The organism is Algorimicrobium algoritergicola (assembly GCF_008086165.1).
Classification (GTDB): Bacteria; Bacteroidota; Bacteroidia; order Flavobacteriales; family Flavobacteriaceae; genus Algorimicrobium; species Algorimicrobium algoritergicola.
Map to the genome: position 1 here is coordinate 169,898 of NZ_VSKL01000005.1, position 12,016 is coordinate 181,913.

Below are 12,016 nucleotides of genomic sequence, written 5' to 3' on the forward strand. Positions count from 1 at the left end.
CGCTATTGTGTTGAGGCTTTTTATTTATACTAAATTTATTTAGAAAAAGTAGCTATGTTATAATGGATTATTGAAACAACCATTTTATAGACAGAATAAAAAGAACAAAGCAAATAAAAGCAATCAACACCCAAACCGTTCCTTTGTAATGTTTTCTATGCAACGCTAAATCCTTTCTATATGCATAGATTAAAATTAATACAAAAGCGACTGCAAATAAGCCTCCAAAAATCATTTGTCCAGTAGTAAACATGTCGTTTTTTTTTGCAAATTTAAGAAAACAAACCCATAACCAAATTTTTATTCAGTTGAATTAATAAGGAATCGAAAATTAATTGTGGTTTTAAAATTGTTACTTTTGAATGAACAAAGAAAAACCAAACCATGAAAAATAAAATTGAAGCCGTAAAAGCATTTCATACTGCCTTTAAAATTGGACATCGTGAAACCCCAAAAGCTGATTTAGGTTCTGATAAAAACATGTTGCGTTATAAATTAATGCGTGAAGAAAATGAAGAGTATCTAGAAGCTGTAACTAATAATGATTTAGTTGAGGTTGCAGATGCTCTAGGTGATATGCTTTATATTTTATGCGGAACTATAATAGAACACGGATTACAGCATAAAATAGAGGATGTTTTTAACGAAATTCAACGTAGCAACATGAGTAAGTTAGGCGAAGATGGCGAACCTATTTATCGTGAAGATGGGAAGGTTTTAAAAGGGCCAAATTACTTTAAGCCTAATATTAAAACTATATTAGAACAAAAATAAAAAACCTCCATTTTACAGGAGGTTTTGAGAAATATATAAATGTAATTTTTATTTTTTAATTAGTTTTTTAATTCGTGTTTTGCCACCAATTTTAAAATGCATCAAATAAATGCCACTCTGGAAATCAGATATGTCAAGTTTGGTATTCGAGTTACTTATTTGCGATTCATGGATTCTTTTTCCAAGCATATCATATATTATTAAGCTTACTTCCATGTTTACTTCCGGTAATATCATGGTGATAAATGTGTCAGCAGGATTTGGATACATGTTTACCATCGTGCCTAAACTCGTATCATCAAGACTTAAGGTTCCTCCAACATCAACTGTAATTCCTGATCTTGTAATTATAAAGCCTGGAACATCAGCATTTGTTATTTCGCAAGAATAGACACCACTATCAATACCTTGTGCATTGACTATGGTATAACTAGATGAGTTTGCACCACTTATTAAAACATCATCTTTAAACCATTGATAACTATTCCCAGACATGCGATTTGCACTATGTCTATTTGTTCCCGGAACATCTGTTAGCGTTAATATAATATCTTCTCCAAAATCAGACTCTACATCTTCAGGAGGATCAACGGTATACTGTGGGTTAAAAACAAAGTTTGGTATGTTGGTTTGATAAGTAGTAAACTCATCAGCAATATCTTCGAATTCAAAGAAGTTATTCTTCATATCTAACACCTCTAAAGGTAGTGCTGTTAAGTCGGGAAAGTCGCCGCTAAATGAACTGCTACTCCATTCGGAATTAGGATCAACGGAACCTCTTAAATGAAGCTCTTTAAGGTTGACAAGATTTTGAAATGACGTTGGAATACTTCCAGATAACCCATTTTGGTTTAACCAAAGTACTTCCAGATTTATAAGGTTTCCAATTTCAGTTGGAATAGTTCCTGAAAACGTATTAGGCGATAAATCTAAATTTTTCAATTTGGTAAGGTTTCCAATTTCGGGCGGAATATTTCCTGTTAATTGATTGGACCATAATTGAAGTGAAGTTAATTCTGGGAAACTGCCAATTTCCATTGGTAAAGCGCCTGCTAAATTATTGCTTCCTAAATTGATCTCAGAAACATGACCAATACCACCAATATTTGTTGTTCTTATGCCTTGCCAGTTTCCAACAAGTTCGGCCGTATTCCAATTTGTATTGTCAACCCAATTATCGCCATTTGTGCTGTTGTAAAGAGCAATTAGCGCATCTCGTTCACTTGCAACGACAGGTATTACTGGTGTTGATTGAAAAGAAATGTTTGATAAGGTGTTTGCTGCCGCACGATAAACTAGAATATAATAATTTGTTCCTTGTACTATATCTAAATACGTGCTAGATAGAAAACCACAAGCAGATGCAATAGTTAATTCCGATTCATCCATTGCGTTTAAATGTGGTGCCGTAAATATTATGGCAAAAGAATTTCCTACAACGGAGCTGTTGGAATCTTCAATAAAAACTTCAAATTGAGAATCTTCCGTAGTTGTAAATTTGTAATAAACAAGATTATAATTTCCTAACGGGCAGCCTGTTGGTGAAATACCACTCGCAGTTGCTAAATCTAATCTCACATTATTGTCTGTATGAGGAAAGGAATTAATTAAGGTCGCGTTTTCAATAAGATTATTTACTGGAACTTGCCCAAACGTTGTTAAGCTAGTAAAGAATAATACTGTAAGATAAAGTATTGTATTTTTCATGCTTTATTGTGTTGATTAATAACATTAGTAAAGCTATTACGAATATATATTCTTCACAATACTCAATTTTGAGTATCTAACAACACGTGTAAAAATCATAAAGCATTCATTTTTAGTTAATTAAAGTTTTTTGTGTTTTAAACTGGAGATTGGTAGTGTTGTAACGTACAGGAATATTACGCACAAAAAAAACCCCAATTATGGGGATTTTAATAGTATGTTTAATTGGTTATTAGACCTCAAAACGCCATCCGTGTTTATCTTCAGAAAGATTGTGTTGAATGTTTAATAATTTCGTTTTAAATACTGTTGCATACGAATCTGTAGCATCTGGAATTTCAAAAACTTCTTCAGAATGCTCAAAAGCCGAAATAGGACTAATTACAGCCGCAGTTCCTGTTCCAAAAATTTCTTTTAGACTACCATTTCGAGCAGCTTCTTTTATTTCGCTTACGGTAACACGTCTTACTTCTACTGGGATCTTGTTATCTTCCGCTAATTGTAAAATACTTTTTCTAGTAATACCATCCAATATACGATCACTTGTTGGTGCTGTTACCAATGTATCATTAATTCGGAAAAAGATGTTCATGGTACCAGCTTCTTCTAGATATTCATGTGTACTAGCATCGGTCCAAATAATTTGCTGATATCCTTTTTTCTGGGCTAAACTGGTTGGATAAAACTGCGCTGCATAATTTCCAGCAGCTTTGGCAAAACCAACACCGCCATCCGCAGAACGACTATATTTCTCCGCAAAAAGTACACGAACTTTACTTGTGTAATATGCTTTTGCTGGTGAGCAAATTATCATAAAACGATAAGCTTGTGCAGGAGCAGCAGAAATAGCAGGCTCAAAAGCAAAAACAAATGGTCTAACATATAATGAATTTCCAACGCCTGGTTTAATCCATTCTTTATCCATATCCATTAAAGTGGTTAAACCTTTCATGAAGTATTCTTTTGGGAACTCTGGCATAGCTAATCGTGCTGCAGAGATATTTATCCGCTTGTGATTATCTTCTGGACGAAACAAAAAGGCATTTCCGTTATCATCTTTATAAGCTTTCATACCTTCAAAAACAGCTTGCCCATAATGAAACACACGAGCTGAAGGTTCAATTGTCATGGCTTGATAAGGAACTATTTTCGGTTGTTGCCAAGCACCATTTATAAAATCACAGTAGAACATGTGATCTGTGAACTTACGACCAAAATCGATATTATTAAAATCAACATCATTGATTTTTGTTTTTTCTATACGTACTATATCAATTTCGTTATATTTCTGATCCGTCATGTTTCTTAAAAGTTTGGTTTTGCGAAAGTACTCAATTTTGGGCTTATAAAAAACTTAAAATTTACTTAAAAAAAACGTATATTTGGCCTTGAAATTTTTAAAAATTCCGAATAATGAAGAATATAATTTTAGCACTATGCTTGATGTTTGTGGCATTTTCTTGTAAGAATAATGATAAATCTACAGAGATTGTTGAAACAGAAATTAACGAAGTAACTTATGTTTCTTTTGGAGATGTTATTGAAGCTGATAATACGTTAACGGCATCCGAAATTAGCGAAAAATACTTAAGCTTGAAACCTGGTGATACCCTTCAAACTAAAGTGAAAGCTAAAGTAAACAGTGTTTGCCAATCAAAAGGATGTTGGATGCGTTTAGATATAGAAAATGATCAAGAAGTGATGGTGAAATTTAAGGACTACGGTTTTTTTATGCCTAAAAATATTGCAGATAAGGAGGTTATTATAAATGGTAAAGCTTATGTAACTGAAGTTTCTGTTGATGAACAACGTCATTATGCGGAAGATGCAGGAAAAACGGAAGAAGAAATTGCTGCCATAACAGAAACTAAACGTACGTTATCTTTTGAAGCAGATGGTGTGTTGTTAATTGAAGAATAATGAAAACTTTTTTTAGCTGTTTAAGCCTACTTTTTTTAGTTGCTAGTTGCAATAATGCTGACGAAAAGGCAATCTCTGAAAAATCTAATAAACAGGAAATTGTTTATGATATGTATGAGCCGTCTGAAATGGCGAACCTCATGAATCAAATGTACGCTCATAATTTAGACGTTAAAAAATCTATAGTTTCAGGTGAAGATATTCAAGAATTCCCTTTAGATTTTTTGAAAATCCATACGGCCGAATTATCCGATTTTAAAAAACGCAATGACACGTTTGAGAGTTTTTCAAAATTATTTATTCAAGCCGAAAAAGAACTTTATAATCCGGAATCTGCTTTGTCAGAAACCGATAGGTTTAATAATGTGGTAAATCTTTGTATTTCTTGTCATCAAACCGAATGTACTGGGCCTATTCCACGTATTAAAAAACTACTCATTAAATAGTTTGAAACGCCATATTATAACCACTGCTGATGGTTCTAAAACCATCCAGATAGACGATTGGAATGAGCAATATCATTCTATACATGGTGCTATTCAAGAAGCGAATCATGTGTTTATCAAAACAGGTTTTGATGCTGTTATTTCTGAATTAAATTTGAATTCTTTATCTATATTAGAAATTGGTTTCGGTACAGGATTAAATGCCATTATTACCTTATTAAAGGCTGAAAAAGCACAGATCCATGTGGATTATGTTGGTGTTGAAGCTTATCCTGTTTTAACCGCTGAAATTAACCAATTAAACTACGCTGAACTTTTGGAAGGTAGTTTATCCGAAGTGCAGTTTAAATCCATTCATAATATTTCTTGGGAAATAAAATTACCTATTTCTGAATTTTTTCAATTAACAAAACAAGAAAAGAAGTTTCAAGATATTACCAATATCAATCAGTTTCATCTTATTTATTTTGATGCTTTTGGCGCACGTGTCCAACCTGAATTATGGACGGAACCTATTTTCGAGAAGATGTATAATGCGTTAAAACCAAATGGTGTTTTGGTTACTTATTCAGCAAAAGGCAGCGCACGTCGTGCCATGCAAGCTGTTGGATTTGTAGTTGAACGCTTACCAGGACCTCCCGGCAAACGTGAAATGTTAAGGGCTACAAAGCCAGAAACATTCAACGATACGAAGTGAGTTACATGTTTCCATTCAAAGCCAGAAACATTCAACGATACGAAGTGAGTTACATGTTTCCATTCAAAGCCAGAAACATTCAACGATACGAAGTGAGTTACATGTTTCCATACAAAGCCAGAAACATTCAACGATACGAAGTGAGTTACATGTTTCCAGTCAAAGTAGAACATTCAACGATACGAAGTGAGTTACATGTTTCCATTCAAAGCCAGAAACATTCAACGATACGAAGTGAGTTACATGTTCCATTGAAAGTAGAAACATTCAACGATACGAAGTGAGTTACATGTTTCCATTCAAATTGTTACATTACACTTTAATTTTCACTGATAAAGGCTTCTTTTTTTTGTTAGCGCATTCATAACTTCAACTTTTGAATATTACAAACTTAATCTTTCGTTAAATCTGTTAAACCTTCTTTAAAAGCAGTTATAATCAGTGCTCTTACACGTATCTTTATATAAAAATTGTACATGAAGGTATTAATTACAGGTGCTACTGGCTTAATTGGTAAGGCAATAGTTGAACAATGTTATAATCAAGATATCACAGTTCATTATTTAACAACTTCTAAAGAAAAAATTGAGCAACTAGATCATTATAAAGGATTTTATTGGAATCCTGAAAACAATGAAATTGATGTGGCTTGTTTGGAAGGCGTGGAAACCATTATTAATTTGGCAGGTTCTTCTATTGCTAATCGTTGGACAGCTGCTTATAAAAGTGTTATTATAAACAGTAGGTTGGATACACTTCAGTTAATAAAGGAAACATTAGCGCGTGAAAATCATACTGTAAAACACGTTATTTCAGCAAGTGCTATTGGCATTTATCGAGACTCATTAACCAACTATTACGATGAAGAAACGACTGAAATTTCCACTAGTTTTTTAGGACAAGTAGTCGAAAAGTGGGAAGCTATGACAGACACGTTTAACGAGCTTGATGTTTTAGTTTCTAAAGTTAGAATTGGTTTAGTTTTAGATGCCGAAGAAGGTGCATTGCCACAAATAGTGAAGCCCGTTAAATTTGGTGCTGGTACAGCTTTTGGAAGTGGTAATCAGTGGCAATCATGGATTCATATTAAGGATTTAGCAGGTGTTTTTGTATATGTATTAAACCATAAAATTGAAGGCGTTACAAATGGTGTAGCACCAAACCCAATTACAAATTCAGAACTCACAAAGGCGGTTGCTAGCGTTTTAAACAAACCGCTCTTTTTGCCAAATATTCCAAAAGTATTAATGAAATTGATTTTAGGAGATATGCACATATTATTATTTGAAAGTCAACGCGTAAGTAGTAAAAAAATAGAGGAGGAAGGGTATCAATTTGAATTTGTAAACATAAAACCAGCCTTGGAAAACTTATTAACGTAAAAGTCACGCATAAAAAAATCCGCTACAAATTTGTAGCGGATTTTTAAGGGTATTAACAAAAAACGAATTACGCTTTATTAGCAGTAATAGTTATTTGTAATTCCATATCATCATTGATGAATTTATCGCCTAAATCATCAAAGAAAGATTTTGAACCATATTTCACATTCCATTTAGAACGGTCAACAGTAAATGTTTCACTAGTAATAGTTATAGAATCATTGTTTTCTGTTACAGTTACAGGAATTGAAATGTTGTTTTCAGTATCTTTCATTTTAAGATTTCCTGATAACATCATTTTTCCATTTTCATTTGTAAAACCAGTTACTTCAAAAGCTGATGCTGGAAACGCTTCAACGTCAAAAAAGTCTGGGCTTTTTAAATGACCAGTTAATTTTCCGTGGTTTTCATCATCTTCAGGAAGATCTGTTACATAAAGTGAATTCATGTCAATTAAAAAGCTTCCGCTTTCAATAGCATCACCATTCATTGTAAATACACCACTTTCAACCTTAATGGTTCCTGTATGTGTTCCTGTTGGCTTAAAGCCTTTCCACATAATGTTAGAGGCTTCTGTGTTAACTAAGTATTTTGTAGAAACTTCAGTAACTTCAGTAGCTACTTCAGCTTCTGTAGTTTCAACTTCTTGTGCTTTATCTTTACAACTTGCAAACGTTACAACTAATGCTAATGTTAAGATTGTTAAAAAACGATTTTTCATTGTTTTAATATATTTTAGTGTTAAGCTGCAAAAATAGCTGTTTAAGATTTAAAAATGTTTAAAAAAATATTAAATTATTTTTAATGACATTTTGACATTTTAAGGATAATGGCAGTACTTTTGCCATCCATTTAACGTATTTTAAAAATAGAGATACACAATGAGCAAGAAAGATAAAAATAATACTACTGCAAATGAGCAAGTAGACGAGCAAATACTAGATAACAACGAAGAATCTTCTGAAGATACACGAACCGTTGAAGAGCAATTGAATGAATCTTTAGCTTTAGAGAAAGATAAATTTTTACGACTATTCGCTGAATTTGAAAATTATAAGAGACGAACTGCCAAAGAACGTAGTGAATTGTTTAAAACTGCAAGTCAAGACGTAGTTGTTGCATTGTTACCAATTTTGGATGATTTTGATCGTGCTTATAATGAAATATCTAAAACAAAAGAAAAAGATTTATTGAAAGGTGTGGAGCTCATTAAAAATAAGCTTAAAAACACACTAGAAAGTAAAGGTTTAGAGCTAATGGATTTGCGAGCTGGTGACGATTTCAACGCAGATAATCACGAAGCAATTACACAAATACCAGCACCTAACGACGCTTTAAAAGGTAAGATTATCGATGTTATTGAAAACGGGTATAAGTTGGGTGATAAAATAATAAGATTTCCAAAAGTAGTTATAGGACAATAATATGGCAAAACAAGATTATTACGAGGTTTTAGGAATTGATAAAAATGCGGATGCAGCTGGAGTTAAAAAGGCGTATCGTAAAATGGCATTGAAATATCATCCAGATAAGAATCCTGATAATAGCGAAGCAGAAACGAAGTTTAAAGAAGCAGCTGAAGCTTATGAAGTATTAAGTAATGCTGATAAAAAAGCACGTTATGACCAATTTGGTCACCAAGCCTTTGAAGGTAATGGTGGTTTTAATGGTGGTAATATGAATATGGATGACATATTCAGTCAGTTTGGCGATATATTCGGTGGTGCCTTTGGTGGTGGTGGCGGATTTTCGGGCTTCAGTGGTGGTGGCTTTGGAGGAGGCGGACAACGTCGTATTAAAGGAACCAACATGCGCATTCGCGTGAAATTAACACTGGAAGAAATTGCTAATGGTGTTGAGAAAAAGGTAAAAGTTAGACGTAAAGTTCAAGCGCCTGGAACGACGTATAAAACCTGTTCTACTTGTAATGGAGCTGGACAAGTTATGCGTGTTACCAATACTATTTTAGGTCGTATGCAAACGGCTACAACATGTACAACATGTGGTGGTGCAGGACAAATTATAGATAAAAAACCGAATGAAGCGGATGCACAAGGGATGCTTGTAAAGGAGGAAACGGTATCTATAAAAATTCCTGCAGGTGTGGTTGATGGTATGCAGCTAAAAGTTACTGGAAAAGGTAATGAAGCACCAGGAAATGGTATTTCGGGTGATTTATTAGTGGCAATTGAAGAAGAAACACATGCAACACTTCAACGTGAAGGAGATAATTTACATTATGATTTGTATGTGAGTTTGCCTGATGCCGTTTTAGGAACTTCAAAAGAAATTGATACCGTAACAGGAAAAGTGCGTATTAAAATTGATGCTGGAGTTCAATCTGGTAAAATTTTAAGACTTCGTGGTAAAGGTATTCCATCTATTAATGGTTATGGTAAAGGCGATTTATTAGTGCATGTTAATGTATGGACGCCTAAAACGTTAAGCAAGCAGCAAAAAGACTTTTTTGAATCTATGCGTGAAGACGAACATTTTGAACCGAAACCAGAAGTAGGTGACAAATCGTTTTTTGAAAAGGTAAAAGATATGTTTTCATAAAAAAAATATCAATGTAGTATAAATCCGCCTTTTGGGCGGATTTGTTGTTTATAGCCAAAGTTAATTACAGTCTTTCTTTAATTGTTTAAGAAAAATTACTATATTTGGTTTATTACTATAAATTATAGTAATAATTTTTCTTTTTCATAGCAATTTTTTCCCATCCTTAAGCGTAAGTTTTAGGATGGGTTTTGTTTTTAATGAACAAGCTCAATTTCTTTTTTATTAATTTCGGATGGCAGTATTACATTTAATATATTTACAATCATTTCAATTAAGTAACAATCACGTATGGGTAACTTATTAGAAGCGCACAACGTTTCTAAAAAATTTGGAGATTTTACAGCTTTAAACAATGTGTCTATTGCTGTGCCACAAGGGAGTATCTTCGGGCTTTTAGGGCCAAATGGCGCTGGAAAAACAACATTAATTAGGGTTATTAATCAAATAACCATGCCAGATTCAGGACACGTTATTTTAGATAATGAACCTTTACAAAATCATCATGTAAGAGATATTGGTTACCTGCCAGAAGAGCGCGGTCTTTACAAATCTATGAAAGTAGGTGAACAAGCTTTATACCTTGCGCAACTTAAAGGTTTAAGTAAAGCGGAAGCAAAAAAACGCTTGCATTATTGGTTTGATAGGTTAGATATTGGCGATTGGTGGAATAAAAAAATACAAGAGCTCTCCAAAGGAATGGCTCAAAAAGTACAATTTATTGTTACTGTTTTACACGAACCGAAATTGTTGATTTTTGATGAGCCGTTTTCGGGATTCGATCCAATCAATGCCATCGTTATTAAGGATGAAATTTTGAGACTTCGTGAAAATGGCGCTACGGTTATATTTTCCACACACCGTATGGAATCTGTCGAGGAGTTGTGTGATCATATTGCTTTAATTCATGAATCCAATAAAATTTTAGATGGTAAATTACATGATATTAAAAAGCAGTTTAAAACCAATACATTCGAAATTGGTATACGTGCTACTAATGAAGCAGCTTTAGATAAAGAGTTAACCGAAAAATTCACAGTAACGCCAACCAGTTTTAAAACACTTGGGAATGAGTTAAAACGGAATATCAAACTGTCCGAACAGCAATCACCTAATGATTTGTTGAGTTTTTTAACAAGTAGAGGTGAAGTTTCACATTTTGTGGAATTAATTCCAAGTGCTAATGATATTTTTATTCAAGCCGTAAAGAATAGTTAATTATGAACCATTTACCACTCATCATAAAACGCGAATACTTTACGAAAGTGAAGAATAAATCTTTTATAATCATGACGTTTTTAAGTCCAATGATTATGATAGGCTTGGTAGCCGTTGTAGCTTATTTAACACAACTAAATAACAATTCTGAACGCACCATTTCCATTTTAGACGAATCTGGTCAAATGGCACCAGTTTTTGAAAATACCAAAACCACAAAGTATGTCGTACTAGATCAATTGTCTTTAGATGAAGCTAAAACACTGACACAAGTTCAAGAAAACTATGGCTTGCTATATATTGGTAAGTTTGATAACATAAATTCCACGAATAATATTATAAAATTCTATTCAGAAGAATCACCTTCTATATCCGTAATCGGAGGATTAGAAAGCAAATTAGAAAAACAATTAACCGATTTAAAACTGGAAAGTCAAGGTGTTGATATTGAAAAAATTAAAACATCAAAAATTGATATCGCCATTGCTCAAGAAAGTTTTACAGGCGAAAAAACTTCAAAAATTGATAGTATTGTAAAGTTAATATTTGGTGGAGCAGCTGGCTACTTATTGTTTATGTTTATCATTATTTATGGTAACATGATTATGCGAAGTGTCATTGAAGAAAAAACAAGTCGGATTATAGAAATTATTATATCATCCGTTAAACCCATGCAGCTAATGCTTGGAAAAATTATTGGAACATCACTTGCTGGCGTTACACAATTTGTAATCTGGCTTATTTTAGGCGGAATATTATTAACCATTGTTTCCGCAATTTTTGGAATCGATTTAATGCAGGCATCGCCTTCAGGGCAATTATTAAGTCAAGCCGGAAACGAGTCAGGCATGCCAGATTTAGTACAAAGCGGATTTCAAGCCTTTTATAATTTACCGCTAACCAATTTAGTTATTGCGTTTTTAATGTTTTTTATTGGAGGCTATTTACTTTATAGTTCTCTATATGCTGCAATTGGTGCAGCTGTAGATAATGAAACAGACACACAGCAGTTTCTGTTTCCTATTTTAATGCCTTTAATTTTGGCTGTTTATATTGGTTTCTTCACCGTTATTGAAGATCCACATGGAACTATATCTACCATTTTTTCGTTTATACCATTTACATCACCGGTCGTTATGCTCATGCGGATCCCGTTTGGCGTTCCAATTTGGCAACAAATTGTGTCACTTCTTATTTTAATAGGTACTTTTATGTTCACGGTTTGGTTTGCTGCCAAAATTTACCGCGTAGGCATATTAATGTATGGGAAAAAGCCGAGTTATAAAGAAATTTTAAAATGGATTAAATACTAA

14 protein-coding genes are annotated in these 12,016 nt (G+C 33.3%); 10 read left to right on the top strand and 4 right to left on the bottom strand.

Annotated elements, in window-relative coordinates:
• Positions 1 to 67: 67 nt before the first annotated feature.
• Positions 68 to 253 (bottom strand): hypothetical protein, encoded by a 186-nt coding sequence (locus ES675_RS12730; RefSeq protein ID WP_066253224.1) that lies wholly within the window; start codon positions 251 to 253, stop codon positions 68 to 70.
• Positions 254 to 384: 131 nt separating this feature from the next.
• Between ES675_RS12730 and ES675_RS12735 the strand changes: the two genes are divergently transcribed.
• Positions 385 to 774, top strand: coding sequence for a pyrophosphohydrolase domain-containing protein (locus ES675_RS12735; RefSeq protein WP_066253227.1), 390 nt, complete (start codon positions 385 to 387; stop codon positions 772 to 774).
• 48 nt (positions 775 to 822) lie between these two features.
• Here ES675_RS12735 and ES675_RS12740 read toward each other — a convergent pair whose 3' ends face one another.
• Complete coding sequence (locus ES675_RS12740; protein WP_066253230.1) at positions 823 to 2,481, bottom strand: T9SS type A sorting domain-containing protein; 1,659 nt, start codon at positions 2,479 to 2,481, stop codon at positions 823 to 825.
• A gap of 232 nt (positions 2,482 to 2,713) precedes the next feature.
• Positions 2,714 to 3,781 carry a branched-chain amino acid aminotransferase gene (locus tag ES675_RS12745; RefSeq protein ID WP_066253233.1) on the bottom strand — a complete coding sequence of 356 codons (1,068 nt, stop codon included), beginning with the start codon at positions 3,779 to 3,781 and terminating at the stop codon, positions 2,714 to 2,716.
• Between the two features lie 113 nt (positions 3,782 to 3,894).
• Between ES675_RS12745 and ES675_RS12750 the strand changes: the two genes are divergently transcribed.
• The 5 genes from ES675_RS12750 (at position 3,895) to ES675_RS12770 (ending at position 6,926) form a co-directional block, all read left to right on the top strand.
• Positions 3,895 to 4,401, top strand: a complete 507-nt coding sequence (locus tag ES675_RS12750; RefSeq protein ID WP_066253238.1) for a DUF4920 domain-containing protein — start codon at positions 3,895 to 3,897, stop codon at positions 4,399 to 4,401.
• On the top strand, positions 4,401 to 4,847 hold the full coding sequence (locus ES675_RS12755) for a hypothetical protein (protein WP_066253241.1): 447 nt from the start codon (positions 4,401 to 4,403) through the stop codon (positions 4,845 to 4,847). The genes ES675_RS12750 and ES675_RS12755 overlap by 1 nt, the downstream gene beginning before the upstream one ends.
• Before the next feature lies 1 nt (position 4,848).
• The gene (mnmD, locus tag ES675_RS12760; protein ID WP_066253244.1) at positions 4,849 to 5,544 is read left to right on the top strand and encodes a tRNA (5-methylaminomethyl-2-thiouridine)(34)-methyltransferase MnmD; all 696 of its coding nucleotides are present in this window, start codon (positions 4,849 to 4,851) and stop codon (positions 5,542 to 5,544) included.
• Between the two features lie 5 nt (positions 5,545 to 5,549).
• Positions 5,550 to 5,828: a hypothetical protein gene (locus tag ES675_RS12765; protein WP_148367485.1), complete on the top strand. Its 279-nt coding sequence runs from the start codon at positions 5,550 to 5,552 to the stop codon at positions 5,826 to 5,828.
• A 192-nt stretch (positions 5,829 to 6,020) separates the two neighbouring features.
• Positions 6,021 to 6,926: a TIGR01777 family oxidoreductase gene (locus tag ES675_RS12770; protein WP_066254244.1), complete on the top strand. Its 906-nt coding sequence runs from the start codon at positions 6,021 to 6,023 to the stop codon at positions 6,924 to 6,926.
• Positions 6,927 to 6,993: 67 nt separating this feature from the next.
• Here ES675_RS12770 and ES675_RS12775 read toward each other — a convergent pair whose 3' ends face one another.
• Positions 6,994 to 7,647, bottom strand: coding sequence for a YceI family protein (locus tag ES675_RS12775; protein ID WP_066254247.1), 654 nt, complete (start codon positions 7,645 to 7,647; stop codon positions 6,994 to 6,996).
• Between the two features lie 160 nt (positions 7,648 to 7,807).
• Here ES675_RS12775 and ES675_RS12780 point away from each other — a divergent pair, with 160 nt between their 5' ends.
• The 4 genes from ES675_RS12780 to ES675_RS12795 all read left to right on the top strand — a co-directional run bounded on the left by ES675_RS12780 (position 7,808) and on the right by ES675_RS12795 (position 12,016).
• Entirely contained in the window at positions 7,808 to 8,350 is a 543-nt protein-coding gene (locus ES675_RS12780; RefSeq protein WP_066254254.1) for a nucleotide exchange factor GrpE, read from the top strand.
• 1 nt (position 8,351) lies between these two features.
• On the top strand, positions 8,352 to 9,485 hold the full coding sequence (gene dnaJ / locus ES675_RS12785; RefSeq protein WP_066254256.1) for a molecular chaperone DnaJ: 1,134 nt from the start codon (positions 8,352 to 8,354) through the stop codon (positions 9,483 to 9,485).
• Positions 9,486 to 9,776: 291 nt separating this feature from the next.
• Positions 9,777 to 10,703, top strand: coding sequence for an ABC transporter ATP-binding protein (locus tag ES675_RS12790; RefSeq protein WP_066254259.1), 927 nt, complete (start codon positions 9,777 to 9,779; stop codon positions 10,701 to 10,703).
• Between the two features lie 2 nt (positions 10,704 to 10,705).
• Positions 10,706 to 12,016, top strand: a complete 1,311-nt coding sequence (locus tag ES675_RS12795) for an ABC transporter permease (RefSeq protein WP_066254263.1) — start codon at positions 10,706 to 10,708, stop codon at positions 12,014 to 12,016.